Source organism: Streptomyces sp. TG1A-8 (assembly GCF_030499535.1).
GTDB lineage: Bacteria > Actinomycetota > Actinomycetes > Streptomycetales > Streptomycetaceae > Streptomyces.
In genome coordinates this window covers 6,495,728-6,522,390 of record NZ_JASTLB010000001.1, presented here as the reverse complement: position 1 = coordinate 6,522,390, position 26,663 = coordinate 6,495,728, and the positions used below count along the sequence as shown (strand labels likewise).

General features: G+C 74.8%; 21 protein-coding genes, 1 tRNA gene and 1 pseudogene. 11 read left to right on the top strand and 12 right to left on the bottom strand.

The window, feature by feature from the left end:
* Positions 1-238: 238 nt before the first annotated feature.
* Both QQY24_RS28900 and selD read right to left on the bottom strand, forming a co-directional pair.
* On the bottom strand, positions 239-4,507 hold the full coding sequence (locus QQY24_RS28900) for a HAMP domain-containing protein (RefSeq protein WP_301975651.1): 4,269 nt from the start codon (positions 4,505-4,507) through the stop codon (positions 239-241).
* Positions 4,508-4,775: 268 nt separating this feature from the next.
* Complete coding sequence (gene selD, locus QQY24_RS28895) at positions 4,776-5,789, bottom strand: selenide, water dikinase SelD (protein ID WP_301975650.1); 1,014 nt, start codon at positions 5,787-5,789, stop codon at positions 4,776-4,778.
* A gap of 34 nt (positions 5,790-5,823) precedes the next feature.
* Here selD and QQY24_RS28890 point away from each other — a divergent pair.
* Positions 5,824-5,916: transfer RNA gene (locus QQY24_RS28890), tRNA-Sec, on the top strand.
* Positions 5,917-5,951: 35 nt separating this feature from the next.
* On the opposite strand, the pseudogene QQY24_RS28885 reads toward QQY24_RS28890, so the two are convergent.
* The 6 genes and pseudogenes from QQY24_RS28885 to QQY24_RS28860 form a co-directional block, all read right to left on the bottom strand.
* Positions 5,952-7,694: pseudogene (locus QQY24_RS28885) on the bottom strand (SelB C-terminal domain-containing protein); the annotation flags it as partial.
* Between the two features lie 5 nt (positions 7,695-7,699).
* On the bottom strand, positions 7,700-9,085 hold the full coding sequence (gene selA / locus QQY24_RS28880) for an L-seryl-tRNA(Sec) selenium transferase (protein ID WP_301975649.1): 1,386 nt from the start codon (positions 9,083-9,085) through the stop codon (positions 7,700-7,702).
* 551 nt (positions 9,086-9,636) lie between these two features.
* Positions 9,637-10,650, bottom strand: a complete 1,014-nt coding sequence (locus QQY24_RS28875; RefSeq protein ID WP_301975648.1) for an MASE1 domain-containing protein — start codon at positions 10,648-10,650, stop codon at positions 9,637-9,639.
* Between the two features lie 50 nt (positions 10,651-10,700).
* Positions 10,701-11,555: a PP2C family protein-serine/threonine phosphatase gene (locus tag QQY24_RS28870; protein ID WP_301975647.1), complete on the bottom strand. Its 855-nt coding sequence runs from the start codon at positions 11,553-11,555 to the stop codon at positions 10,701-10,703.
* A gap of 129 nt (positions 11,556-11,684) precedes the next feature.
* The gene (locus QQY24_RS28865; RefSeq protein ID WP_301975646.1) at positions 11,685-12,005 is read right to left on the bottom strand and encodes a hypothetical protein; all 321 of its coding nucleotides are present in this window, start codon (positions 12,003-12,005) and stop codon (positions 11,685-11,687) included.
* Between the two features lie 68 nt (positions 12,006-12,073).
* A complete protein-coding gene (locus QQY24_RS28860; RefSeq protein ID WP_301975645.1) occupies positions 12,074-12,766 on the bottom strand; it encodes an alpha/beta fold hydrolase in 693 nt (230 codons plus the stop codon).
* A 278-nt stretch (positions 12,767-13,044) separates the two neighbouring features.
* Between QQY24_RS28860 and QQY24_RS28855 the strand changes: the two genes are divergently transcribed.
* Positions 13,045-14,490 (top strand): glyceraldehyde-3-phosphate dehydrogenase, encoded by a 1,446-nt coding sequence (locus QQY24_RS28855; RefSeq protein ID WP_301975644.1) that lies wholly within the window; start codon positions 13,045-13,047, stop codon positions 14,488-14,490.
* Positions 14,491-14,585: 95 nt separating this feature from the next.
* On the opposite strand, the gene QQY24_RS28850 is transcribed toward QQY24_RS28855, so the two are convergent.
* The gene (locus QQY24_RS28850; protein WP_301975643.1) at positions 14,586-15,539 is read right to left on the bottom strand and encodes a LysR family transcriptional regulator; all 954 of its coding nucleotides are present in this window, start codon (positions 15,537-15,539) and stop codon (positions 14,586-14,588) included.
* Between the two features lie 216 nt (positions 15,540-15,755).
* Between QQY24_RS28850 and QQY24_RS28845 the strand changes: the two genes are divergently transcribed.
* Together QQY24_RS28845 and QQY24_RS28840 are read left to right on the top strand one after the other, a co-directional pair.
* On the top strand, positions 15,756-16,343 hold the full coding sequence (locus tag QQY24_RS28845) for a TetR/AcrR family transcriptional regulator (RefSeq protein ID WP_301976381.1): 588 nt from the start codon (positions 15,756-15,758) through the stop codon (positions 16,341-16,343).
* A gap of 5 nt (positions 16,344-16,348) precedes the next feature.
* Positions 16,349-17,536: an SGNH/GDSL hydrolase family protein gene (locus tag QQY24_RS28840; protein ID WP_301975642.1), complete on the top strand. Its 1,188-nt coding sequence runs from the start codon at positions 16,349-16,351 to the stop codon at positions 17,534-17,536.
* A 25-nt stretch (positions 17,537-17,561) separates the two neighbouring features.
* Here QQY24_RS28840 and QQY24_RS28835 read toward each other — a convergent pair whose 3' ends face one another.
* A complete protein-coding gene (locus QQY24_RS28835) occupies positions 17,562-18,236 on the bottom strand; it encodes a class F sortase (RefSeq protein WP_301975641.1) in 675 nt (224 codons plus the stop codon).
* A gap of 110 nt (positions 18,237-18,346) precedes the next feature.
* The gene (locus QQY24_RS28830) at positions 18,347-19,393 is read right to left on the bottom strand and encodes a hypothetical protein (protein WP_301975640.1); all 1,047 of its coding nucleotides are present in this window, start codon (positions 19,391-19,393) and stop codon (positions 18,347-18,349) included.
* A 358-nt stretch (positions 19,394-19,751) separates the two neighbouring features.
* Here QQY24_RS28830 and QQY24_RS28825 point away from each other — a divergent pair, with 358 nt between their 5' ends.
* The 6 genes from QQY24_RS28825 to QQY24_RS28800 all read left to right on the top strand — a co-directional run bounded on the left by QQY24_RS28825 (position 19,752) and on the right by QQY24_RS28800 (position 23,829).
* Positions 19,752-20,000, top strand: coding sequence for a hypothetical protein (locus QQY24_RS28825; RefSeq protein ID WP_301975639.1), 249 nt, complete (start codon positions 19,752-19,754; stop codon positions 19,998-20,000).
* Positions 19,997-20,518, top strand: a complete 522-nt coding sequence (locus QQY24_RS28820; RefSeq protein ID WP_301975638.1) for a hypothetical protein — start codon at positions 19,997-19,999, stop codon at positions 20,516-20,518. Before QQY24_RS28825 ends, QQY24_RS28820 begins: the two co-directional genes overlap by 4 nt.
* A 131-nt stretch (positions 20,519-20,649) precedes the next feature.
* Positions 20,650-21,516, top strand: a complete 867-nt coding sequence (locus tag QQY24_RS28815; RefSeq protein ID WP_301975637.1) for a fructosamine kinase family protein — start codon at positions 20,650-20,652, stop codon at positions 21,514-21,516.
* 173 nt (positions 21,517-21,689) lie between these two features.
* On the top strand, positions 21,690-21,881 hold the full coding sequence (tgmA, locus tag QQY24_RS28810) for a putative ATP-grasp-modified RiPP (RefSeq protein ID WP_301975636.1): 192 nt from the start codon (positions 21,690-21,692) through the stop codon (positions 21,879-21,881).
* Between the two features lie 17 nt (positions 21,882-21,898).
* On the top strand, positions 21,899-22,885 hold the full coding sequence (gene tgmB / locus QQY24_RS28805; RefSeq protein WP_301975635.1) for an ATP-grasp ribosomal peptide maturase: 987 nt from the start codon (positions 21,899-21,901) through the stop codon (positions 22,883-22,885).
* A 35-nt stretch (positions 22,886-22,920) separates the two neighbouring features.
* Entirely contained in the window at positions 22,921-23,829 is a 909-nt protein-coding gene (locus QQY24_RS28800) for a Gfo/Idh/MocA family protein (protein WP_301975634.1), read from the top strand.
* Here the strand turns inward: QQY24_RS28800 and QQY24_RS28795 are convergent.
* Positions 23,808-24,704: a GNAT family N-acetyltransferase gene (locus tag QQY24_RS28795; protein WP_301975633.1), complete on the bottom strand. Its 897-nt coding sequence runs from the start codon at positions 24,702-24,704 to the stop codon at positions 23,808-23,810. The two genes, QQY24_RS28800 and QQY24_RS28795, sit on opposite strands and share 22 nt — an antisense overlap.
* Positions 24,705-24,946: 242 nt before the next feature.
* Between QQY24_RS28795 and QQY24_RS28790 the strand changes: the two genes are divergently transcribed.
* Positions 24,947-26,053 carry a PP2C family protein-serine/threonine phosphatase gene (locus QQY24_RS28790; protein ID WP_301975632.1) on the top strand — a complete coding sequence of 369 codons (1,107 nt, stop codon included), beginning with the start codon at positions 24,947-24,949 and terminating at the stop codon, positions 26,051-26,053.
* Positions 26,054-26,663 lie beyond the last annotated feature (610 nt).

Here is a 26,663-nt window from a genome sequence, read left to right as displayed (position 1 = left end):
CGGACCTGCCGGACCCGGCGTCCCCGGGGCCGCCGGGTCCGGCAGGTCCGGCGCCTGCGGCGCGCGCACCGCGGTCCCGTACGTGCCCGCGATCGCGGGGACCCGGGCCCGGACGGGCTCCGGGGCATCGGGGGTGCCGGGGCCCGCGGCGGCTGCCGCGGGCTGCTGCGACGGGTCGTGGACGTTCACCGTGTGCGTGCTCCTAGGCCGGCGGGCGGCGGGACGGGCGGGGGTGTCCTCATGCGGGGAGCCAGCGCCGGACGCACGCGATGAGGTCGTGCGTGTCCACGGGCTTCGTGACGTAGTCGCTGGCTCCGGAGGCGAGGCTCTTCTCCCGGTCGCCCTGCATGGCCTTGGCGGTCACGGCGATCACCGGGAGGTCCGCGTACCGCGGGATCTTGCGGATCTCGGCCGTGGCCGTGTAGCCGTCCATCTCGGGCATCATCACGTCCATCAGGACGAGTTCCACGTCCGGGTTGTGCACCAGCGTCTCGATGCCCTTGCGGCCGTTCTCCGCGTGCAGGACCCGGAAGCCGTGCAGTTCCAGGATGCCGCTCAGCGCGAAGAGGTTGCGGGCGTCGTCGTCCACGACCAGGACGGTACGGCCCCGGGTCTGCTCGTCGACCAGGTGCGGCGCCGTCAACTGGGGGTCGTCGCCGCGGACCAGGGTGAGCACCTCGCCGGGCTCCTCGGTCGACAGGTGCAGGGCGATCCGCTCGCGCAGCTCGTCCAGGCTGAACAGGTACTCCAGGGAGCCGGTCATCGGCTCCTCGGGAACGCCCTCGGCGCGGTGCGAGCTGTGCACCAGCACCGGGACGCTCGCCAGCGCCGAGTCGCCGTGCAGGGCCTCCAGGAAGCGCGCGGACTCCCCGTCCGGCGCGCCGAGTTCCACGACGACGCAGTGGCAGGGCTCCGCGGCGAGGGCGCCGGCCGCCTCCTGGGCGCCGACCGCGGTGATGATGTCCACGGAGGTGTCGTCCGACCCGTCGGCCCGGTGGTGCGCGAGGTCGCCGACCACGCTCTCGGCGACGAGCGTGAGCAGTCCGCGGGGGCGCTCCTCCACGACGAGCAGGCGGCGCGGGCGCTGCCTCCTCGCGGTGCCCGGCCGGGCCCCCGCCGCGGGCACCGGCGCGGGCGGCTCGCCGGCCGGGGACGGCTCGACCGCCCTGGGCACGGGCCTGCCGCCCGCCAGGAGCTCTTCGAAGTCGGTCCGGGCGACGGGCAGGAAGAGGGTGAACGTGCTGCCCTTGCCGGGCGTGCTGTTCACGGTGACGGCGCCGCCGAGCAGGTGGGCGATCTCCCGGGTGATGGACAGGCCGAGACCGGTGCCGCCGTACTTGCGGCTCGTGGTGCCGTCCGCCTGCTGGAAGGCGCCGAAGATCGCCTCCCGCTGCTGTTCCGGGATGCCGATGCCGGTGTCCTTCACGCGGAAGGCCACGATGGTGCCGCCGCGCACCACGCCCTCGGGCACCTCGCTGTCGGAGGCGGGCTCGATGCGCAGTTCGACGCTGCCCTGTTCGGTGAACTTGACGGCGTTGGACAGCAGGTTGCGCAGGATCTGCCGCAGCCGGGAGTCGTCGGTCAACAGGTCTGCGGGGGCGCCGGCCGCCGTGCTGACGGTGAACTCCAGGCTCTTCTGCGAGGTCATCGGCCGGAAGGTGGCCTCGACGTACTCGATGAGCTGCCGCAGCGGGACCCGTTCGGGCGTGACGTCCATCTTGCCGGCCTCGACCTTGGACAGGTCGAGGATGTCGTTGATGAGCTGGAGCAGGTCCGAGCCGGCGGAGTGGATGATGCCCGCGTACTCCACCTGCTTCGGCGTGAGGTTGCGGGAGGGGTTCTGGGCCAGCAGCTGGGCGAGGATGAGCAGGCTGTTGAGCGGGGTGCGCAGCTCGTGGCTCATGTTCGCGAGGAACTCGGACTTGTACTTCGAGGCGAGCGACAGCTGCTGGGCGCGCGCCTCCAGTTCCTGCCGGGCCTGCTCGATCTGCAGGTTCTTCGCCTCGATGTCCCGGTTCTGCTCGGCCAGCAGCGAGGCCTTCTCCTCCAGTTCCGCGTTGGACCGCTGCAGTTCCTCCTGCCGCGCCTGCAGCTCGGCGGAGCGGGACTGCAGTTCGCTGGTCAGGCGCTGGGACTCCTCCAGCAGTTCGTCGGTGCGGGCGTTGGCGACGATCGTGTTGACGTTGACCCCGATCGTCTCCACCAGCTGTTCCAGGAAGTCCCGCTGGATCTCGGTGAAGGTGGTGACGGAGGCCAGTTCGATGACGCCGAGGACCTGGTCCTCGAAGACGATGGGCAGCAGCAGCAGGGTGCTGGGCTCGACCTGCCCGAGCCCGGAGGAGATGGTGACGTAGCCCGGCGGCAGCTGCTCGACGGCGATCGTGCGGCGGCTGCGCGCGGCCTGCCCGACCAGGGAGCGGCCGAACGGGATCCGCGTGGGCCGGAAGTCCGCCTCCGGTCTTCCGTAGGAGCCGACGAGCCGCAGCTCGGGCCCGGACGCGCTCTCCTCGGCGAGGTAGAAGGCTCCGTACTGCGCGGAGACCTGCGGCACCAGCTCGTCCATGATCAGTTCGGCGACGACGGGCAGGTCGCGGTGGCCCTGCATGAGGCCGGAGATCCGGGCCAGGTTGGTCTTGAGCCAGTCCTGTTCCTGGTTGGCCCGGGTGGTCTCGCGCAGGGACTCCACCATGGAGTTGATGTTGTCCTTGAGGTCGGCGACCTCGCCGGAGGCGTCGACGGTGATGGAGCGGGTCAGGTCGCCCTCGGCGACGGCGCTGGTCACGTCGGCGATGGCACGGACCTGCCGGGTGAGGTTGCCGGCGAGCTCGTTGACGTTCTCCGTCAGGCGCTTCCAGGTGCCGGAGACGCCCTCGACCTCGGCCTGGCCGCCCAGGCGGCCCTCGGTGCCCACCTCGCGCGCCACGCGGGTGACCTCGTCGGCGAACGCGGACAGCTGGTCCACCATCGTGTTGATGGTCGTCTTCAGTTCGAGGATCTCGCCCCGGGCGTCGACGTCGATCTTCTTCGACAGGTCGCCCTTGGCCACGGCGGTGGTCACCAGCGCGATGTTGCGCACCTGGCCGGTGAGGTTGTTGGCCATGGAGTTGACGTTGTCGGTGAGGTCCTTCCAGGTGCCGGCCACGTTGGGCACGTGCGCCTGGCCGCCCAGGCGGCCCTCGGTGCCCACCTCGCGCGCCACGCGGGTGACCTCGTCGGCGAACGCGGAGAGCGTGTCGACCATGGTGTTGATCACGTCGGCGAGCGCGGCGACCTCGCCCTTGGCCTCGACGGTGATCTTCTGCGAGAGGTCGCCCTTGGCCACGGCGGTGGCGACCTGGGCGATGGAGCGGACCTGGTGCGTGAGGTTGGAGGCCATCACGTTGACGTTGTCCGTAAGGTCCTTCCAGGTGCCCGAGACGCCGCGCACGGTCGCCTGGCCGCCGAGGTTGCCGGCGGTGCCGACCTCGCGGGCCACGCGGGTGACCTCGTCGGCGAACGCGGACAGCTGGTCCACCATCGTGTTGATGGTGTTCTTCAGCTCCAGGATCTCGCCTCGCGCGTCCACCGTGATCTTCTGCGACAGGTCGCCCTGGGCCACCGCCGTGGCCACCTGGGCGACGTTGCGCACCTGGGCGGTGAGGTTCCCGGCCATGAAGTTGACCGAGTCCGTCAGGTCCCGCCAGGTTCCCTTGACGCCCTTGACGTCCGCCTGGCCGCCGAGGCGGCCCTCGGTGCCCACCTCGCGCGCCACGCGGGTGACCTCGTCGGCGAACGCGGACAGCTGGTCCACCATCGTGTTGATGGTGCTCTTCAGCTCCAGGATCTCGCCTCGCGCGTCCACCGTGATCTTCTGCGACAGGTCGCCCTGGGCCACCGCCGTCGTCACCTGGGCGACGTTGCGCACCTGGGCGGTCAGGTTCCCGGCCATGAAGTTGACCGAGTCCGTCAGGTCCCGCCACACACCGGCGACGCCGGGCACCTGCGCCTGGCCGCCGAGGCGGCCCTCGGTGCCCACCTCGCGCGCCACGCGGGTGACCTCGTCGGCGAAGGCCGACAGCTGGTCCACCATCGTGTTGACGGTCTCCTTCAGCTGGAGGACCTCGCCACGCGCGGGTACGTCGATCTTCTGGGACAGGTCGCCCTTGGCCACGGCGGTGGCCACCTGGGCGATGTCGCGGACCTGGGTCGTGAGGTTGCCCGCCATGGCGTTGACGGAGTCGGTGAGGTCGGCCCAGGTGCCGGAGACGCCCGGCACCTCGGCCTGGCCGCCGAGGGTGCCCTCCGTGCCGACCTCGCGGGCCACGCGGGTGACCTCGGAGGTGAACACGGACAGCTGGTCGACCATGCCGTTGAAGACGGTGGCGATGTCGCCCATCAGTCCGCTGGAGTCGTCGGGCAGCCGTGTGCCGAAGTCTCCGTCACGCACGGCGGTCAGACCCGCGAGGAGTCTTCTCAGTTCCTGATCGCCCGGGACCGTGTCGGTCGTCCCGGTCGCCTTGCCGCCCATGGGTACCCTCGTTCCGCTCCCCTGGAGCCCTCGCGCGAAGGGCTCGGAACCCCTGCCGGGAGCACAGCGCGGCCCGGCCCTGGTGCACGCATTTCCGCTGTTCACGGAGGTGCATGATGAGAAAATACGCCGCAGGCTAACCCATGTTCCCGGCTCCGTACAAAGCGCTCGTCGGCCTTTTTGCCCCAGGGGGAATTCACACCGGCCACCGGGTGTGAGGGCGGCGAAGCGGGGTATGCGAGGGGGTTCGCACCTCCGGTGGGGGCGGTTACCCGAGCACGATCGAGTGGGCACCGCGCGGCACCAGCTCGCCCACCACGGGCGCCCCGGGCACCTCCCCCGCCACGAGGAGGCCGCCGGACGTCTGGGCGTCGGCGAGGAGCAGCCGCGTGTCCTCGTCCGTGGTGCCGAAGTCGGTGCGGGGGGCGACCCACTCCAGGTTGCGCCGGGTGCCGCCGCTGACGTACCCGTCCCGGACGGCCTCCCGGGCGCCGTCCAGGTAGGGCACGGCGGCGGTGTCGAGCACCGCGGTCACCCCGGAGGCCCGGGCCAGCTTGTGCAGGTGGCCGAGCAGTCCGAAGCCGGTGACGTCGGTGGCGCAGTCGGCGCCGGCGGCCAGGGCGGCGGCGGAGGCGTCCCGGTTGAGGGCCGCCATCGTGGCGACCGCCTGCTCGAAGCGCTCCCCCGTGGCCTTGTGGCGGTTGTTCAGCACGCCCAGTCCGAGCGGTTTGGTCAGCGACAGGGGCAGGCCCGGCCGGCCGGTGTCGTTGCGCAGCAGCCGGGAGGGGTCGGCCAGGCCGGTGACCGCCATGCCGTACTTGGGTTCGGGGTCGTCGACGCTGTGCCCCCCGCCGACGTGGCAGCCCGCCTCGGCGGCGATGTCCAGGCCGCCGCGCAGCACCTCGCGGGCCAGGTCGAAGGGCAGCCGGTCGCGGGGCCAGGCGAGCAGGTTGACGGCGAGGACGGGCCGGCCGCCCATCGCGTACACGTCGGACAGGGCGTTGGCGGCGGCGATGCGGCCCCAGTCGTAGGGGTCGTCCACGACGGGCGTGAAGAAGTCGGCGGTGCACACCACGGCGGTGTCCCGGCGGCCGGGGAGCGTGACGACGGCCGCGTCGTCGCCGGTGTCCAGTCCGACCAGGAGCGACGTCTCGCCCCCGGTCAGCGGGGCGCCCAGACCGCTGACCACCTCCTCCAGCTCACCGGGCGGGATCTTGCAGGCGCAGCCGCCGCCGTGGGCGAACTGCGTGAGGCGTACGGGTGCTTGGCGGGTCGGTTTCATGCCGGTCTCCTGGGGCGTTAGCCTGACGGGCGGTGGAGGCGTGTGGGTGCCTGGTGGCCCTCCCGGTCTTCAAAACCGAGGTGTCCGAGGATCTCGGGCAGGCGGGTTCGATTCCCGTCCGCCTCCGCTCCCCGCGTCCGGCCGGCAGCGCCGGCGCTGGTCGTCGACGCGTTCGGTGCGGCCCTGGGCGTCCAGGAACTCCAGCAGCGGTACGGCCACCCGGCGCGTGGTGCCCAGCGCGCGCCGCGCCTCGGTCAGGGTGAACGGCTGCGGCAGCCGGCGCAGTACGGCGGCGGCCTCGGCGTCGGCGCCGGGCAGCAGCACGATCCCGTCGGCGATGCGCAGCAGGGCGCCCGCGGCCACGGCCGCGGCCAGCGCCTTCCCCGTCAGTCCCAGTTCGGCCAGCCGGCCGGCCTCGGGCGCGCGGAACGGCGTACGGGCCAGGTCCCGGCGCACGGCGTCCGCGGCGGCCCGGACGGGCGGGGGCAGGGTGGGCCGCGAGCGGCCGGCGGGGTACAGCCGGCCGTCGCGGCCGAGGAGGCCGGGCGCGGTGCGGGCAAGGGCGTCGACCAGGGCGCGGTCGGGCAGGCCGAGCACGCGGCGGGCCGCCTCGGTGGGCAGGCCGGGCTCCAGCGGGTGCGTGCGGGCGTGGCGGTCGACCTCGGCGGCCAGCCGGTCCCGCAGGGCCGCCCAGTGCGCGCCGTCGGCCAGCCAGTCCCCGGCGACGGGTGCGGCCGGGGGCCGGACGCCCATGGCCAGCAGGTCGGTGCGGCGCACGAGCCGGCGGCGGCGCAGTTCGGCGGCGCCGTCGGGGCGGCCGGTCAGGAGGGCGAGTTCGGCCGCGCGGGCCCGGCCGGCGCCGCGCCGGGTCAGCCGCGGCGGCCGTACGTCGAGGACGGTGGCGGCGCACGGCGGCCGGCTGCCGCCGGGTTCGCGCAGCACCGCGCGGTCGCCGACGCGCAGGGGCAGGGCCCGGTGCAGGGTGAGCCGGGCGGTGTCCTCGCCCAGCGGGCGGACGGTCGCCGGGACGGCGGCGGTGCCGATGTGCAGGGTGAGCGAGCGGGGCAGGCCGGCGGCCGGCCCGCCGGTGACGCGCACGTCGGTCACCCCGGTGGACAGCCAGCGGTCCGGGGTCAGCAGCACGTGCCCGCGCCGCAGGTCCGCGTCGCCCGGCCCGTGCACGTTGACGGCCACGCGGGCCACCCCGGCGACCGCCGTCCGCTCCTGCTGCAGGCTCTGCAGCCCGCGCACGCGCAGCACGGCCGAGCCGTCCCCCGTGACGAGCCGGTCGCCGACCCGCAGGGTGCCCGCGGCGAGCGTGCCGGTGACGACGGTGCCGCGGCCGCGCACGCCGAACGCCCGGTCCAGCCACAGCCGTACGTCGGCACCGGGGTCGGGGTCCGGCAGCGCGGCGGCCAGCCGGGCCAGCTCCCCGCGCAGTTCGCCGAGTCCGGCGCCGGTGACGGAGCTCACCGCGACGGAGGGCACCTCGCCCAGCGAGGTCGCGGCCAGCCGCTCCACGGCGTCCGCGCGCGCGGGCCCGGGGTCGGCGAGGTCGCTGCGGGTCACCGCGAGGACGGCGTGCCGCACGCCGAGCGCGTCCAGCAGGGCGAGGTGCTCCTCGGACTGCGGCTGCCAGCCCCGGTCGGCGGCGACCACGAACAGCACGGCGGGCACGGGTCCGACGCCGGCCAGCATGGTGGCGACGAACCGCTCGTGCCCGGGTACGTCCACGAAGGCCAGGTGCTCGCCGTCCGGGCCGAGCCTGGTCCACACGAAGCCGAGATCGAGGGTGAGGCCCCGGCGGTGCTCCTCGGCGTACCGGTCGGGCTCCATTCCGGTGAGCGCCCGGACCAGGGCGGACTTGCCGTGGTCGACGTGACCGGCGGTGGCGAGGACCCGCATCGCGGTCACCTTTCCGCGGGGGGCCGCGCCTGCCGCACGGCCTCGGCCAGCCGTTCGTCGTCCTCGGCCGGCACCGCCCGCAGGTCCAGCAGGCAGCGGCCCGCCTCCAGGCGTCCGGCCACGGGGAGCGGACCGGTGCGCAGCGCGGGGGCGTAGGGCTCGGGCAGGGACAGCGCGGCGCTGGGCAGGGTGACGCCGGGCGCGCCTCCCCCGCCCACCGTGGCGGTGCTGCCGACGGCCCGTGCGTCGATGCCGTCGGCGCCGAGCGCGGCGGCGAGCCGGTCGGCACGGGCCCTGAGCCGGGCCGGGTCGGTGGTGAGGGCGGTGGCGGTCGGGGTGGGCGGGCCGGTGAGGGTGGCCTCCAGCGCGGCCAGGGTCAGCTTGTCGACGCGCAGGGCGCGGGCCAGCGGGTGCCGGGCGAGCGCGCGCACGACGTCGTCCCGGCCCAGCAGCAGACCGCACTGGGGGCCGCCGAGCAGTTTGTCCCCGCTGGCGGTGACGAGGGCGGCTCCGGCACGCAACTGGGTGTCGGCGTCGGGCTCCTCGGGCAGCGCGGGGTGCGGGGCGAGCAGCCCGGAGCCGATGTCGACGACCACCGGGACGCCCAGCTCGGCCAGTTCGCCGGTTCCGGCGGCGCGGGTGAACCCGGTGATGCGGAAGTTGGAGGGGTGGACCTTGAGGACGAAGCCGGTCCGGGGGCCGATCGCGGCGGCGTAGTCGGCGGTGCCGGTCCGGTTGGTCGTGCCGACCTCGCGCAGCCGGGCCCCGGTGGAGACCAGCAGGTCGGGCAGGCGGAAGCCGTCGCCGATCTCCACCATCTCCCCGCGGCTGATGACGATCTCCTTGCCGGCCGCGAGCGCGGTGGCGGCCAGGACCAGCGCGGCGGCGCCGTTGTTGACGACGTGCGCCGCGCCGGCGGACGGCACGCGCTCGCGTAGCGCGGCCAGGGCGGAGCGGCCGCGGCGGGCCCGTACCCCGGTGGCCAGGTCCAGTTCGACGTCCGTGGGTCCGGCTGCGGCCGCCACGGCCTCGCGGGCCGCCGTCGACAGCGGGGCGCGGCCCAGGTTGGTGTGCAGCAGCACGCCGGTGGCGTTGATCACGGGGCGCAGCCCGCCGGCCGTGCCGGGCAGCAGGGCGAGGGCGGTTTCGGGCACGTGCTCGGGCGCGATGCCGCCGGCGCGGGCCCGCTGCTGTGCCTGCCGCACCGCCCCCTTCACGACCCGCTCCCCCAGCCGGTCCACCGCGGCGGCCAGCCGCGGGTCGCGCAGCAGGGCGTCGGTGCGCGGGATGCGGCGCCGTGCGTCGGTGCCGTCCGGGTACGGTGCCGGGCCGCCGGGCCCGGCCGCCGCGCCCGGCCCGGCCGCCCTTCCCGGTGCCACCCGCTGTCCCATGCCGTCCTTGTCCCTCCGCCCGGCTCCGTGCCGGGCACCGCCCATCGTCTCCCAGTGCCCCCGGGCGGCCGTTCGACACGCCGTGACCGACGTTGCCGGGTGCCGGTGGGCGGGTACTCGGCACCGGCTGGACGACGGGGACCGCACGCACCGGGACGACCGCACGCACCAGGACGAGGCCGGCACCGCCGCGTCGGACGCCGCCCGGCGGCAGCGCGGGGCGGAGGACGGACGCGCCGCCTCCCGCCCGTTCGACTACCCCTACCCCGAGCGCCGGGCGAGCGTACGGGCCAGGCGGCACGTCAGTGAGGAGCAGGCCGACGCCGACATGCCGTCGGGCGTCCCGGCGGATACGGCACGACCGGCGGCGGACAGCCGGGCGGCACGGGCACGGCCCGCCCGCCCGTCGGCCGGCGGGCGGGCGCGACGACGCCGGGCGCGCGGCCCCGCCGGAGCCGGACGGCGACGAACAGGGCCGGTGAACCGGTCCCGGGCCGGCTCCGGCCACCGCGCGGGCTGCGGACCCGGCCGGTCTCCGGCGGCCGGCCGGGTCACGGGGTGCCGCCCGGCCCCGGCCGGGCGTCGGTGTCCGGGGCCGGGCGGGGCGGCGGGGCCTCTCCCGCGGTGAGGTGCTCCAGTACCTCCACCAGTTCCTGGCAGGCGCGTTCGACGGAGCGCCGGGTGTTGCGCTGCTCGGTGATCACGGCGGACAGCAGCAGCGCGGTCAGGGCCGTCGCGCCGTTGAACGCCTGGAGCTTGACCAGGACCTGGACCCGGCTCAGGCCCGCGAAGGAGCCCGCCCCGTCCGTCGCGGCGACGGTGGCCAGCACGGACATCAGCAGCGCGCACAGGGCGCTGCCCGCCAGCTCGAAGCGCAACGCGGCCCAGATGAGCAGCGGGTAGACCAGGAAGAGCACGCTGGCCGGGCTGTAGGTGGCCAGGGGCACGAGGCAGCAGGCGACGACGGTCAGCGCGGTCGCCTCCTTCCAGCGCACCGGGCGCGGGGGCCACCGCGCCCGGTGCAGCAGGAGCAGGAGCGGGGTGACGATCAGGACGCCCATGGCGTCGCCCACCCACCAGGCCAGCCAGGCGGCCCAGAAGGCGTGCGGGGGCAGCTCGTCCATGAGCAGCGGCAGGCCCACCCCGAAGGTGGCGCCGATGAGCATGGAGGTCAGGGCGCCGAGGAACACCAGGGCGAGGCCGTCGCGCAACCGGCTCAGGTCGGTGCGGAAGCGGGCCCGGCGCAGCAGCAGCACCGCGCACACGGGGGCGGCCGTCTGCCCGAAGAGGACGACGACCAGGCCGGGGGCGGGGGCGGACAGGGACAGGACCGAGAAGAAGGCCCCGAGGGTGATGCCGGGCCAGCAGCGCAGTCCGAGGACCAGCAGGGCGGCGACGGCGACGCCGGTGGGCGGCCAGACGGGGGTGACCACGGCGCCCTCGACCACGAGCCGGCGCAGCAGTCCCAGCCGGCCGGCCCCGTAGTAGCAGGCCGCGACGGCCAGGACCCGGACGGCGTGACCGGCCGGCCGGCGCAGATCCCGTGTACCCACCACAGCAGTCATCTGACACCGTCGGCGTCCGGACGGCGAGGCGGGAGCGGTTCCGTCCCGCCCTATGGCTGAACGCCGGACCCCGCGGCGTGCGCCGCGCGGAGGCCGTCGAGGCCGACGACGAGGACGGCGGCGTCGTCCTCGTGACCCACGTTCTCGGCGCCCCCGATCACGGCCGCGGCCAGCGCGTGCACCTCCAGACCCGCGACGGCCGCGATGCCGGCGAGCCGCACCACCTGCCGCAGGCCTTCCTCGACGCTCAGCGAGGGGCCCTCCACCACGCCGTCGGTGAGCAGCACGAACACCCCGCCGGTGGTGAGCCGGTGCCGGGCGACGGGGTAGTCCGTGCCCTCCTGGACGCCGAGCGGGGGCCCTCCCTCGTCGTCGACGACGCCGGACCTGCCGTCGGCCGTGGCCCAGACGAAGGGGATGTGCCCGGCCCGCGCGCTCTCCAGCACGCCCGTGGCCGGGTCGAGCCGCATGAAGGTGCAGGTGGCGAACAGGTCGCTGCCCAGGGCGAGGAGCAGGTCGTTGGTCCGGCCGAGCAGTTCGCCCGGCTCGCCGGTGACGGAGGCCAGGGCCCGCAGCCCGGCGCGGACCTGGCCCATGAGGGCGGCGGCCTCGATGTTGTGGCCCTGCACGTCGCCGATGCACAGTCCGATGCGGCCGTCGGGCAGGGCGAAGGCGTCGTACCAGTCGCCGCCCACGTTGAGGCCGTGGCAGGCGGGCGCGTACCGCACGGCCAGGTGCAGCCCGTCGGCGGCGGGCAGGTCCCGGGGCAGCATGCCGCGCTGGAGGGCGACGGCCAGCTCGACCTGGCTGCGCTGCAGCTCCGCGCGCTCGCGCGCCTGGGCGGTCAGCGACCCGAGTCTGGCCAGCAGCTCGTCGCCGTCGTCCGTGGAGCGCTTGCGGGGCATCGATCACTTCCGGCTGGACGGTGACCTTTCGGGACGCACTCCACCATTTTACCTTTTCAGGGTGATCCTGCCCCGGGATGCGGCGTTCCGCCGGCTCCGTCCCCGGGAGCCGGCTCGCGCCGCCCCGCGTCAGCGGATGTCGGAATCGATGCCGGTGACGACCGCGGGTCCCAGCGGTGCCGTCCGCTCGTCCAGGCCCGCCTCCCGCAGCGCGGAGTCGGCGAGCCGGCGGGCCTCCCGCTCGGCGTGCGGGGCGGTGTCGGCCTCGACGCTGAGGCGGAGGGTGAAGGTGTTGTCCTCGTTCACGTTGAGCACGTCGAGGTCCTCGCTGCTGCCCATCCGGGTGCCGTGCGGATCGGCCGGCCGCAGCGACCGGCTCAGCCGGGCCCGGGTGTCGGCCCCGGCTCCCGCGGTGAAGGTGCCGGGCACGGTGATGACGTAGGTCGTCATGACGGTCCTTTCCTCGGGCGTACCCGTCTACCCCGATTCCCGGCCCTCGACCCCCGCGGGTCCGATCCTCAGATCCAGCCGTCCAGCGCCGCCATGAAACCGTCGTGGTCGTCCCGGTAGACGGTGTGCCCGGTGCGCGCGACCGTGCGCACCTCGAAACCGCGCCGGGCCAGCTCGGCCGCCCGGTGCGGGGGCACCAGGCCGCTGGGGTCGGCCAGGACCACCAGGGAGGGCACGACGGGGCGCGCGGGCATCCGGCTCACCGCGTAGGCGGCGGGCAGGACCTGGGCCGTGTCCGGGTCCCAGGCGGCGAGGGCGGCCAGCTCCACCTCGACGTCGGCGGGTTCCCAGCGCGGGTTGAGGGCCGCGATCACCGCTTTGGACACGTGCTTGAAGTGCGCGAAGTAGGGGGCCGCCGCGGCCATGCTCCCCTCCAGCTCCCACGCCGGGTCGCAGTAGACGGCGCGGGCCGGGGCGAGGCGTTCGACGGCCAGGGCCAGCGCCATGGCGCCGAGCGAGTGGCCGATCACCATCTCCGGTGCGTGCGGCAGGGTCTCGATGAGGTCCTCCGCCCAGATTTCGGCGCCGTACTCCCCCCGGCCGCTGGCGCCGTGCCCGCGCAGGTCCACCCCGATGACCCGGTAGCCCTTGCCGGCCAGGACGGGGGCGACCCGCCCCCAGGTCCGGTGGTCGGACATGATCCCGTGGACCAGGACGGCGATCCGGTCCCCGGCCCCCCACTCGTGGGTGTGAAGTTTCATGGACACGCCTCCCTCGGCCACGACTGCACCTGATCTTCCCACCGCGCCGCAGGCGGGAGCACGGCGGGGAGCACCGTCACAGCGGGGGGTGCTCACGCCCCGACCCTGGGCAGCCCGCTCCGGGCGTGCAATGCGCGACCCGGGTTTCCCCCGGAGTTCCACCCTGATTCAGGAACCCGGACGAACGGCTCCCGCTCCACGCCGCGGCCCGGGCCCCGAAGGGATCATCATAGGGTGTGCCTATCATATGAGCGCCGCCTAGCTCGAAAGATGGATCCGTGACTGTCTACGACGACTCGTTCACCAACTGGAAGAACCGCGAGGAGATCGCGGAGTCGATGATCCCGATCATCGGGAAGCTGCACCGCGAGCGGGACGTGACGGTCCTGCTGCACAGCCGCTCCCTGGTGAACAAGTCGGTGGTCAGCATCCTCAAGACGCACCGCTTCGCCCGGCAGATCGCCGGCGAGGAACTGTCGGTCACCGAGACCATGCCGTTCCTGCAGGCACTGACCGCCCTGGACCTCGGGCCGTCCCAGATCGACCTCGGCATGCTCGCCACCGCCCACAAGGCCGACGACCGCGGCCTGAGCGTGGCGGAGTTCACCGCCGAGGCCGTCGCCGGCGCCACGGGCGCCGGCAGGGCCGGGCGCCGGGAGCCGCGCGACGTCGTCCTGTACGGCTTCGGCCGCATCGGCCGGCTGGTCGCCCGCCTGCTCATCGAGAAGGCCGGCTCCGGCAACGGCCTGCGACTGCGGGCCGTCGTGGTCCGCGGGGGCGGTGCCCAGGACATCGTCAAGCGTGCCTCGCTGCTGCGCCGCGACTCCATCCACGGCCAGTTCCAGGGCACGATCACGGTGGACGAGGAGGCCGGCGCGATCGTGGCCAACGGCAACGTGATCAAGGTGATCCACGCCGACGACCCGGCGTCCGTGGACTACACCGAGTACGGCATCCGCAACGCCGTCCTCATCGACAACACCGGCAGGTGGCGCGACCGCGAGGGCCTGTCGAGGCACCTGCGGCCCGGCATCGACAAGGTCGTCCTGACCGCACCGGGCAAGGGCGACGTCCCGAACATCGTGCACGGCGTCAACCACGACACGATCAAGCCGGACGAGCGGATCCTGTCCTGCGCCTCCTGCACGACCAATGCCATCGTCCCGCCGCTGAAGGCGATGGACGACGAGTACGGCGTGCTGCGCGGCCACGTGGAGACCGTCCACTCCTTCACCAACGACCAGAACCTGCTGGACAACTACCACAGGTCCGAGCGGCGCGGCCGCTCCGCGCCGCTCAACATGGTGATCACCGAGACCGGTGCCGCCTCCGCCGTCGCCAAGGCGCTGCCCGGCCTCGGGGCGACGATCACCGGCAGCTCGATCCGCGTCCCGGTGCCGGACGTGTCCATCGCCATCCTGAACCTCCGGCTGGCCCGTGAGACCACCCGCGAGGACGTCCACGACTACCTGCGGAACGTGTCGCTGACCTCGCCGCTGAAGCGCCAGATCGACTTCACCACGGCCCCCGACGCGGTCTCCAGCGACTTCATCGGCTCGCGGCACGCGTCGATCGTGGACGCCGGCGCGCTCAAGGTCGACGGGGACAACGCGATCCTCTACCTGTGGTACGACAACGAGTTCGGCTACTCCTGCCAGGTCGTCCGGGTCGTCCAGCACGTCACGGGCGTGGAGTACCCGACCTACCCGGCACCGGCGGTCTGACGCCTCCCGCCGGTACACGCACGGCCGCCGACCGGGGTTCCGGCCGGCGGCCGTCCCGCCGGGCGCGCGTCCGGCCGCAGCGCGCGGGGCCGCCCTCAGGCCCCGGTTCCGCTCCAGGTGCGCGCGGCCCAGTCGCCCAGGTGCGGCGCCCTCGCCGCCAGTTCGCGGTAGGCGGCGGTGGCCGAGTCGAACACCGCCTCCGCGATGTCGTCGGTGACCGTGCCGGGCCGCCAGGCCAGCACGTAGCGGCACCACAGCGGGGAGCCGGCCAGCGGCCTGACCACGACGTGCGGGATCGGGCGCAGCGTCGGCTGCACCAGGGATACCCCGAGGCCGTCCGCGATCATGCTCTGCAGCTGGGTCTGGTCGCCCAGGAACTCGTGCACGGCGACGGGGGTGAACCCGGCCGCGGCGCAGGCGTCGTAGAACAGCCCCGGCCAGCCGGCACCGTCGTCGGGGGTGACGAACCACGCGTCCTCGGCGAGGTCGGCGAGCTGCACCTGGGCGCAGTGCCGGAGCCGGTGCCGGGCCGGCAGGGCGACGAACGTCGGTTCGGTGACGATGCCCCGGTGCCGCACGGCGGCCGAGTGGCGCAGTTCCCGGTTCGGGTAGTCGGCGGCGATGGCCGCGTCCACGGCACCCTCCTCCAGCAGCTCCACGATCCGGGAGGAGGCGTAGACGCTGGTCACCGAGAGGGACACGGCCGGCAGCCGGGTGCGCACGCGGGAGACCGTGCCGGAGAGCATGGGCGAGTTGGTCGCGGCCACCCGCAGGGTCCGCCGGGGGCGGGCGGAGGCCGGCCGGCGGCCGATGGCGCCGGCCCTGGCCAGGACGTCGCGGGCCTGGGCGACCACCTCGGCGCCGTAGGGGGTCGGCCGCACACCGCCCGGACCCCGCTCGAAGATCGGTTCGCCCAGGTGCCGCTCGATGCGCCTGAGCTGGGTGCTGACGGCGGGCTGCGAGTACCCCAGCCGCGCGGCGGCGCGACCCACGCTGCCCGCGTCGGCCAGCGCGCACAGCACCCGCAGGTGCCGGAGCTCCAGCTCCATCGGTCCCCTTCCGTTTCCCTCCACGGCCGCTCCCCGGGATTGTCCCCCGGCCGCGCGGGTGGGCGCGCACGGCGGTGGTCGTCACGAAGGGCTCCGCACTCCGGGGGCGACGGCCCGGTCGGCCGCCGCACCGGTGGGCTCTCCTACACACTTTTCCCATCTTCCTAAATGTCTTAGGCTGAGATGCTGTCGACGAAGGTCATCGGGAGGATGCTCATGGTGCGTGCGGGTCTGACCGCCGAGCGGCTGGTCCGGGCGGGGGCGGAACTGGCCGACGAGGTCGGTTTCGGGCAGGTGACGGTGTCCGCACTGGCCCGGCGGTTCGACGTCAAGGTCGCGAGCCTGTACTCGCACCTGAGGAACTCCCACGACCTCAGGACCCGGATCGCCCTGCTCGCGCTGGAGGAACTGGCCGACCGCGCCGCCGAAGCACTGGCCGGCCGGGCCGGCCGGGACGCCCTCGACGCGTACGCGAACGTCTACCGCGACTACGCCCGGCAACACCCCGGCCGCTACGAGGCGGCCCGGTTCCGGCTGGACCCGGAGACCGCCGCGGCGAGCGCGGGCGTCCGGCACGCCCGGATGACCCGGGCCGTCCTGCGCGGCTACGACCTGGCCGAACCCGACCAGACCCACGCCGTCCGGCTGCTGGGCAGCGTCTTCCACGGCTACGTCAGCCTGGAGAGCGCCGGCGGGTTCAGCCACAGCGCCCCCGACCCGCAGGAGTCGTGGGCCCGCATCCTGGACGCCCTCGACACCCTGCTGCGCACCTGGCCGGCCCCCCACTCCCGAAACGCAGGCTGACACCCGTGCCCCCCACCCCGGACGACCTGATCACCACTCCCCTCACCGCGGACCTCGTCCGCGGTGCCCTGGAACTGGAGCGCACCGGGCACGGGCTGCTCCCGCACCGGCTGCCCGCCCGGGCCCGCGCCCAGTGCGCCGACCCGCAACTGCACATGGCGGAGTCCCAGCCCTCCGGCGTGCGCCTGGCCCTGCGGACCCGCGCGACCGTGGTCGAACTCGACACGCTACCGACGAAGCGGGTGTACGCCGGCGCCCCGCCGCGCCCGGACGGCGTGTACGACCTGCTGGTGGACGGACGCCCGGCCAGCAGCGCCCGCGTCACCGGCGGCAACACCCTCATGGTCGACATGGCCACCGGCACCGCCGAGCACCGGCCCGGCCCGGTCGGCACCGTGCGGTTCACCGGCCTGCCCGGCGGGGTCAAGGACGTCGAGATCTGGCTGCCGCACAACGAGACCACCGAACTGGTCGCCCTGCGCACCGACGCGCCCGTCGAAGCCGTACCGGACCGGGGCCGCAGGGTCTGGCTGCACCACGGCAGTTCGATCAGCCACGGCTCCGACGCCGCGAGTCCCACCACCACCTGGCCGGCGCTCGCCGCCTCGCACGGCGGGGTGGAGCTGATCAACCTGGGCCTCGGCGGCAGCGCGCTCCTGGACCCGTTCACCGCCCGGGCGCTGCGCGACACCCCGGCCGACCTGATCAGCGTCAAGCTCGGCATCAACCTGGTCAACACCGACCTGATGCGGCTGCGGGCCCTCGGACCCGCCGTCCACGGCTTCCTCGACACCGTCCGCGAGGGCCACCCGGACGTCCCCCTGCTCGTCGTCTCGCCGATCCTGTGCCCCCTCCACGAGGACACGCCGGGTCCCAGTGCCCCCGACCTCACCGCCCTGGGCGAGGGGCGGATGCGGTTCCGGGCCACCGGGGACCCGGCGGAACGGGCCCTCGGCAGACTCACCCTCGGCGTGATCCGCGAGGAACTGGCCGGCATCGTGCGGCAGCGGACCGCCGAGGATCCCCACCTCTCCCACCTGGACGGACGGCACCTGTACGGAGAGGCCGACTTCGCCGAACTCCCGCTGCCCGACGCGCTGCACCCCGACGCCGCCGCGCACCGGCGGATCGCGGAGCGCTTCGCCTCGCTGGTCTTCGCCCCGGGCGGCCCCTTCGCGGACGGCACCGGCTGACCGCGCGGACGGACGGGCCGGGGCGTCACACGAGGTGGGCGAAGACCACCAGGTTGTCGGTGTAGTCCTTCGCCGCGTGGTCGTAGTCGCCCGCGCAGGTGATGAGCCGCACCTCGGCGCGGGACGTGTCGGCGTACACGCGTTCGCTGGGGAAGTCGTCCTTCGCGTAGGTGTCCGCTCCGTCCACGACGAAGGTCGCCGTGCGGCCGTCGGCCCGCTCCACGGAGAACCGGTCGCCCTCCTTCAGTTCGTCCAGGTTGGCGAAGACGGCCGCGGACGTCTTCGTGTCGACGTGTCCGGCGATGATCGAGGTCCCCCTCTCACCGGGCGCGACGCCGTTGGCGTACCAGCCGACCAGGTTGGTGTCGTCCGCCGGCGGGGGCCGGAGCTGGCCCGAGGGGGCGAGGGACAGTTCCGTGAAGGGGGCGTCCACGGAAATCTTCGGAATGTACAGACGGGTCGGCGCGGACCGGGGCAGCACGCGGCCGGGGCGTGCGTCGGCCGGAACCCTCGCGGTCGCGGTCGCACCCGAGGCACGGGGCACCTGCACGGTGTCGTCCGCCCCGCGGTGGCCGCCCAGCACGCTGAGGAGGAGGACGACGATCGCCACGCCCCACAGTGCCAGACGGCCGCCGCGGCCGGTGTCCCGGTCGTCGGACGCCGTTTCGGCGGGGGGCGGGGAAGGGGGATCTGCTGCCATCGGACACCACCTCACTCGGGCACGGAAGCACAGGGATCGGGACGCGGGGGGCGCGGGCCGCCGACACGGGGTGTGTCGGCGGCACCGCGGCCCCTGGGGTGCGCGGTCGGTCAGGCCGTGGGCGTACCGGCCTTCTTGCGGCGCAGCGCGTACATCCCGGTGGCGCCTACGGCCAGCACGGCCAGGCCGCCCGCGGTGGCACCGGGCGCGGCGAGGGCGCCGCCACCGGTGTGCATGCCGCCGCGCGGCTTGTCGTGCTCCTCGCCGCCGCCCCACTCGTCCTTGCCGTGGCCGCTGTCGCCGCCCTTGCCCTTGTCCTTGTAGCTGTCGGGGTCGAACCGGCTGTCGTCCTTGTCCGAGCCCCAGTCGTCGCCCTTCACCGCGGCGAGGGCACCGCCACCGGTGTGCACGCCACCGTGCGGCCGGCCGTGGTCACCGCCCTTGCCGTGGTCCGACCCCTCGTCGTCCTTGTCCGAGCCCTTGTCGTACTCCTTGTCGGAACCCTTGTCCTGCTCCTTGTCCGAGCCCTTGTCGTACTCCTTGTCGGAACCCTTGTCGTACTCCTTGTCGGAACCCTTGTCGTACTCCTTGTCCGAGCCCTTGTCGTACTCCTTGTCGGAACCCTTGTCGTACTCCTTGTCGGAACCCTTGTCCTGCTCCTTGTCCGAGCCCTTGTCGTACTCCTTGTCGGAACCCTTGTCCTGCTCCTTGTCCGAGCCCCAGTCGTCGCCCTTCACCGCGGCGAGGGCACCGCCACCGGTGTGCACGCCACCGTGCGGCCGGCCGTGGCCACCGCCCTTGCCGTGGTCCGACCCCTCGTCGTCCTTGTCGTACTCCTTGTCCGAGCCCTTCTCGGAACCCTTGTCGTACTCCTTGTCGTACTCCTTGTCCGAGCCCTTCTCGGAACCCTTGTCGTACTCCTTGTCGTACTCCTTGTCCGAGCCCTTCTCGGAACCCTTGTCGTACTCCTTGTCCGAGCCCTTGTCCTGCTCCTTGCCGGAGTCCTTGCCGTGGTCGCTGTCGTTCTCCTTGCTGTACGAGGAGTCGTCCCGGCCTCCGTCATCACCGGTGAGCGCGGCGAACGCGGCACCGGGTGTGGCGAAGGCAAGGGCGGCGGAGGCGGCCGCCGTGGCGAGAAGAATGCGGGCAGAGCGCATATCGGTGTCCTTCCGCCGTGACCAGGCAGCCGATACCTCATCAGCTGTAGAGACCCGGCCTCGACATGAACCACCGTCAGCCAGCCCGCCACCCCGCACCATTCGGACCGTCCAGCCGGGTAACGGCGCCACCCGTCTGCCCCAGTGACACGCCGTCGGACAGCACGGACGGACCAGTCCGGCGTCCCCCCGGCGGCCGTCGCCCCGGCGTCCGCGAACCGGGTCCGGCGGACGGGCTCCGCGCTCCGCCTTGTTATGACATTCGTCATAACGCAGGCTGGTGCCGACGGGACGGCGGACCGAGGGAGGCGGCGGTAGCGGACGGAGCGGCGGGGGGACGTGGGAACGGTTCGAACCGGTGCACGACCTGGTGTACTTCGCGCCGGAGGCGCGCCGGGCGGCGGCCGAGCCGGGCCTGTGCGGTTTCTGGATGGGGTACTTCGCGCTGCGGGCGGCGCCGCTCGGCGCGGTGCCCCCTTCCGTGGTGACGAGTTGCTTCTACGTCTTCCACCCCGCCCGGGTGGGCCGCGCGCCGCCCGACGCGTGGGACCACACCGCTCTCGAGGACGTGCTGCGGCCCGCGCGGCGGCCATGGAGGCCGCGATGACCAGGCCGTTCGGAACCGGCGTGACGGGTTCCGCCGCGTTCGCGGAGGCGGCGGACCTGTCCTGGAAGGCGGCGGACACGGTGGGCCGGGTGCCGGCCGGGGCCGACCAGGCGCTGCGACGCCCGCGGCGGCCCGCCGAACGGCTCCGGCAGGCCGTGACGACACTGCGCGAGCACCGGGGCGACGGGCATGGCGCCGCCCTGGTGGGCGCGGGACTCGGACCGGTCGAGGCCATGGTCCTCAAGGCCGCCTGCGGGGAGTCCGACGGGCCGCTCCTGCGGGAGACCCGCAAGTGGGAGCGGGCGGACCGGGCGGCGGGCGGGGCCGCGCGCGCCGCCGTCGATGCGCGGACGGACGCCGCGGCCGAGCGCCCCTGGGCCGCGCTCGGCGCCGGGCGCACCGCGCGCCTCGCCGGCCCCCTGGAGCCGCCCGCCCGCACCGTCGAGCGGTCGGGGCTGCTGCCGATGGGCAATCCGGTGGGCCTGACCCGTGGGGAGCGCGCTCCGGGCCGGCCGTGACCGGCGCCGCGGCGCCCGCCGCACGCCGGTGGGACCCGGCCGGGAAGGAGCGGGGGAGGCGCCGGGGAAGCGCCGGGGAAGCGCCGGAATTCACCCGGCCGGGGCACAGGTCCGAGCCGTACCCTGAGGCCGTGGACAACCGAGAGGAAGGTCCGGGACAGGTGGTGTCCCGGCTCACCGGGCGCCGGGCCACGAGTGCCCGGGTGCCGTCCGGATCGCCCGTCGAGGTCACGCTCGACGACGGGACCGCGGTGATGGTCAAGCGCGGTGACGCGCCCGGAGCCGTCCGCGCCGAGGTGGCCGGACTGCGCTGGCTCGGCGAGGCGGGCGCGGTGCGGGTGCCCGCGGTGCTCGGCCACGACGAACGGTGGATGGTGACCGAGCGGGTGACGACCGGTCACGCCGGCCCCGAGGCCGCGCTGCGTTTCGGCCGCGCCCTGGCCGCACTGCACTCCGCCGGGGCGCCCGCGTTCGGGGCACCGCCGCCGGACGGCCCCGAGGAGGCGTACATCGGGCTCGCGCCGATGCGCAACGCGCCGGGGACGGACTGGCCGGCCTGGTACGCCGGGCAGCGGGTGCTGCCGTATCTGCGCGCCGCGGTCGACGCGGGCACCCTCCGGCCCGCGGAGGCCGCCGTGGTCGAGCGGGTCTGCGAGCGGCTGCCGGACCTGGCGGGCCCGGCCGAGCCGCCCGCCCGGCTGCACGGCGACCTGTGGAACGGCAACGTGCTGTGGGGTGCCGACGGCGAGGTCCGGCTCATCGACCCGGCCGCGCACGGCGGGCACCGGGAGACCGACCTGGCGATGCTCCGGCTGTTCGGCTGCCCCCGTCTGGACCGGGTGCTGGCGGGATACCGGGAGGTGGCGCCGCCGGCCGACGGATGGCGTGAGCGGGTCGGCCTGCACCAGCTCTTCCCGCTGCTCGTGCACACGGTGCTGTTCGGCCGCGGTTACGCCGAGCAGGCCCTCGCGGCGGCGCGCGGCGCCCTGGCGGCATGAGCGGCACCGGTGCGCACCGGCTGCGGATCCCGCGCAGCCTTGCGGCCCGAACGTGCGTCTTCCTGTCTGACGCCCCGAACGGCACTCCTCCGGAGTGCGGTCACGGAGCGTGAGGAAACCAATCACCCGTTCGATTCGTATAAGGACGTGGAAGCCGAATCAGGGAGAGACCCATGCAACCGTTCACGCTCAACTACGCACGTCCGGCTGTGCAGTTGGACGTCACCACTCCGTACGCGTACGACTCCGGAATGCAGTTGAACGTTCTCCCGGACGGTCGGATCGCCGCCACCGACCACGCCACCCTGAGAGCACTGGGAACCACCGCCTCCACGGCCGGTTCCAAGACGCACTTCGACGACTGACCGCGGACCCGGCGACGATGACCGTACTCATCCTGACCAGCGAACAGGACGTGACGGCGGACATGGTGGTGCTCCGGCTGAACGAGGCCGGCGTGCCCGTCGTCCGGCTCGACCCCGCCGACCTCACCAACGGCGTGGCGCTGTCGGGCGAGTACGTGCAGGGCGCCTGCCGCGGACACCTGTCCGTCGGCGGGCGCCTGGTCGGCGTGGACGGCCTGCGCTCGATCTGGGTGCGCAGACCGGGGGACGCGGCCGCCCGCGCCGCCCAGCCGTCGGCCTGGCTGACCCAGGAGTCCTCCCAGGCCCTGTACGGCATGCTGCGCTGCACCGACGCCCGCTGGATGAACCATCCCGACGCGGCCCGGCGCGCCCGTCACAAACCCTGGCAGCTGCGGCTCGCCCAGCGCAGCGGACTGGCGGTGCCGGCCACGCTGATCACGACGTTCCCGCAGGCGGCCCGGGAGTTCGCCGAACGCTTCCCCGACCTGGTGGTCAAGCCCGTCTCCGGCGCCCACCCGCAGGAGCCGCCGCGCGCGGTGCCCACCAGCCGGGTCGCACCGGACGCCGACTTCACGGCGGTCGCCTACGGCCCGACGCTGCTGCAGCGCCGCATCGCCAAGCGGGCCGACGTCCGTCTCACGGCCGTCGGCGGCGAGCTGCTGGCCGCGCGCAAGCCGGCCGATCCGGACGCCGGCCCCGACGACGTGGACGTCCGCTTCGCCCCGTCCCCCCACCCCTGGCTTCCGGCACAGGTGCCCCCGCGCGTCGCCGGGGCCGTCCACCGGTATCTGGGGGGCGCCGGACTGGCGTACGGGGCCTTCGACTTCGTGGAGGACGCGGACGGCCACTGGTGGTTCCTGGAGTGCAACCAGTCGGGCCAGTTCGGGTTCATCGAGATGGACACCGGCCAGCCGATCGCCGCGGCCATCGCCCGGTGGCTGGCGCGGGACGGGAACCCGGCACGGCCGTACGGCGGCGATGACGACCGGGACGCGGCTTCCTGACGCCATGGGGCCCGGTGAGACGAGAGGAACGCGACATGCGCATCGGACTGCTGGGGACGGGCCCGTGGGCCCGGGCCACCCACGCCCCCGCCCTCGCCGGGCATCCCGGCCTGGACTTCGCCGGGGTGTGGGGCCGGCGGCCGGAGGAGGCCGGCGCCCTGGCCGGCCGGCACGGCGTCCGGGCGTACGACGACGTGGACGCCCTGCTGGCCGACGTGGACGCGGTGGCGGTGGCGCTGCCCCCGTCCGTGCAGGCCGGGGTGGCGGTGCGGGCGGCACGGGCCGGCCGCCACCTGCTGTTGGACAAGCCGCTCGCGCTCGGGACCGCCGAGGCCCGCGCGGTGGCCGAGGCGGCGGAGCGGGCCTCGGTGGCCTCGGTGGTGTTCTTCACCACCCGCTTCCAGCGGGAGCCGGAGGCCTGGATCGGCGAGCAGGCGTCCACGGCGGGCTGGTTCACGGCGCGGGCACAGTGGCTGGGGGCGGTGTTCACCTCCGACAGCCCCTTCGCGGCCTCGCCGTGGCGGCGGGAGAAGGGCGCGCTGTGGGACGTGGGCCCGCACGCCCTGTCCGTGCTGCTCCCGGTCCTCGGTGACGTGCGGCGGGTCCTGGCCGCGGTGCACGGACCGGCGGACACCGTGCACCTGGTCCTCGACCACGCCACCGGTGCGTCCAGCACCCTCACGCTGAGCCTGACGGCACCCCCCGCGGCGGCGGGCGCCGAGGTGGAGCTGCGCGGCGAGGCCGGGGTGACGCTCCTGCCGGGGAGTTCCGAAGGAGCGGTCCCCGCCCTCGTCCGGGCCGCGGACGCCCTGCTGACCGCCGCCCGCACGGGCCGCCCGCACGCCTGCGACGCCGCGTTCGGCGCGCGCATCACCGGGATCCTGGCGGCGGCGGAGGCCCGGCTGACCGGGGACCGGCCCGGTCAGCCGGGCGTCACCGCATAGACGAGGCGTTCCCGCACGACGGGGTACCCGGCCTCGGCGAAGTGCGCGGCCATCGGGAAGTTGCCCTGGTCGGTGGCCCCGCCGATGGCCGGCGCGCCGCGTTCGGCGAGGAAGTGGGTGCACTCGGCGAGCAGGTCGTAGGCGTAGCCGTGGCCGCGGTGCTCGGGCAGGACGCCGATGAAGGCGACGCAGGGGCCGGACGGGTTGTGCGCGGGGATGTGGATGCCGGCCGTCGCGCCCCCGGGCGTGCGGGCGACCTGCCACCACGCGCGCGGTGAGGGCAGCCACCGGAGGAAGTCGAGTCCCTCCTGCGCGGCCCGGTCCGCCCCGCCCAGGGCGACGGCGCGGCGGGCGTGGGCGTCCAGGGTGACGGAGTGGATGCGGCGCAGGGCGTCGAAGAACACCCCGTCGTCCGCCTCGGTGCGGAAGACGAGGCGTCCGGGACGCGCGGGCAGGCCCCGGTCCGGGGTCCAGCGGTACAGGAAGCGTTCGACCAGGGGGGCGTAGCCGGCCCTGCGGGCCGCTTCGGCGCGGGTGGCGACGGCCGCCCGCACGGCGGGGGTGCCGCGCCGGGCGGCGGGCACGTCGATCTCCAGTTCCGCCGCCGGCCAGGGCGCGGTGCGCAGGAGGTCGGCGCCCGCCTCCTCCTCGCCCTCGGCCACGTCGAACCAGTCGATCAGGAGCGGACGGGTGTCCTTGGGCCCGCCCCACCAGGCGGCGCGGGCCACGACGCGTCCGTCGCGCAGGGCGACGCGCTTCCAGTCGGGGCGGTGGCGGGTCAGCCGGTGCGTCTCGTGGAAGCCCAGCGGGTCGGGAAGGGTGTCGAAAAGGTGCGCACTGCTCGCGCCGAGCGTGCGGACGACCGAAGCGGTCACGGTTCCTCCGGGGTGCGTGCTGCGTGGAGCGCTCCCGGTCGGGCTCAGACGTGGCACACCCGGGCGACGGCGGGAAGGGAGCGCTGGATGACTGTGGACACGGCGCTCGCCTCCTTCCGTCCGTCTCGGGCGTGCCGTCACACGCTAACCGGGCGGCCGGGCGGGCGGCCACGGCTTTTCCCCCGGCCCCGGCCGGGTGCGCGGAACGGGCCCGTGGCCGGGTGGCGGCGTAGCGTGGGGGTGTGGGATCGGTGCGCGGCTGGTCGTCGCGGCGGGACCGGGATGAGCGCGGCTGGCTGCGGGGCGCGCCGCCGCCGCGCTGGGTCCGGGTGCTGCCGGTACTGCTGCTCGCGGTGGTGACCGGGGCGACGCTCGCCACCGCCGACGCGCACGACCTCGGTTTCCTGCTCGGCGCGATCCCGCCGCTCGCGGTCCTGTCGTACGGGCCCTGGGCGACCGCCGTCCTCGGGGGCGCGGTGGTCGTGGTGCTGAACGTGCCGGCCACGCACGTGAACCGGCCCGGCGACACCGATCTGCTCACCGTCGCGTTCATCGCCCTGCTGAGCGTGTTCGTGTCGTTCGTGCGCAGCCACCGGGATGCCCAGCTGGACACGGAGCGCGCGATCGGCGAGGCCGTGCAGCGGGCCGTGATGCCGCCGTTGCCGCGGCGCGTCGGGCGGGTCGCGTGCGCGGGCTTCAGCCGGGCCGCGCAGCACGGGACGCTGGTGGGCGGCGACTTCCTCGACGTGCGCGGCGGACCGTACGGCGTACGGGCGGTGGTCGGGGACGTGCAGGGGCACGGGCTGGCGGCGCTCACGACGGTGGTGGCGCTGCTGGGCGCGTTCCGGGAGGCCGTGCTGGACCAGCCGGACCTGGGGTCGGTCGCGGCCCGGATGGACCGCAGGCTGGAGGTGGACTCCTCCGGGGTCCGGCACGCGGAACTGTTCGCCACGGCGGTGCTGCTGGAGTTCTCCACCGACGCGCGGACGGTGCGGCTGGTGGCCTGCGGTCATCCGCCGCCCGTGCTGCTGCGCGGGGGGCACGCCCGGGAGGTGGGGGTGGCGGCGGGTCCGCCGCTGGGGATCGGGCTGGCCGGCGCCGGACCGCCGAAGGAGGTCACGGTGGCGCTGGGTCCGCGCGACCGGCTGCTGCTGGCGTCGGACGGGGTCTGGGAGGCGCGGGACGCCTCGGGCGCGTTCTACCCGCTGCCCGAGCGGCTGGCCGCCCTCGCCCGCACCGCGCCCGCCGCACTGCCCGGCGCGGTGTGGGCGGACCTCCTGCGGCACCGGTACGAGGTCCGCGACGACGCCACGATGCTGGTGCTGACCGCGGCACCGCCGCTCGGCTGACCGCGGTCCCGCCGGGCGACCGCACCGGCTCGCTGCCGGGCCGCGAGTGGCCGACCGCCTGCCTGCCGTCGGCGCGGACGGCGCTCGCCGTCCTCCTCGGCACCGGCGCCGGCCACCGCGGCCGGGAGCCCGGCGCGCTGTCCGGCGAGGCGGTCACGAGGGTCGTCCCGCCCGGCCACGTCCTCGGTCCGCCGGGCCCGCGCTCCGGGCGGACCGCAGCGCCGACGGCCCGGCCCAGCCAGGCGACGACCCGGCGCGGGTCGCGGTCGGCGGGGCGCCGACTGGTCGAGCAGTTGTTCCGCCCAGTCGGCGCACCGCTGGGCGGTGCGGGGGCCCTCGTCGGCTCGGCCGGCCACGTCGGCTGTCTCCTCGTCGTCGCGTTGACCTCGGCATACGCAGGGGGGCGTTACCCGACCCGGACCGCGCTGCCCGAGGGTCGGCGGACACGGCTCCGCCGGCGGCCCGGGGGGGGTGGGACCGCCGGCGGAGGCGCCGCGACCCGGAGCGGGGGGAGGCTCCGAGTGGCTCGACGGTCGACTGCCCCGGATTCGGCGCGGTACACCCCCCGGTTCCGGGGAGGGCGCCGACCGCGTCCCACCCGGTGTCCGCG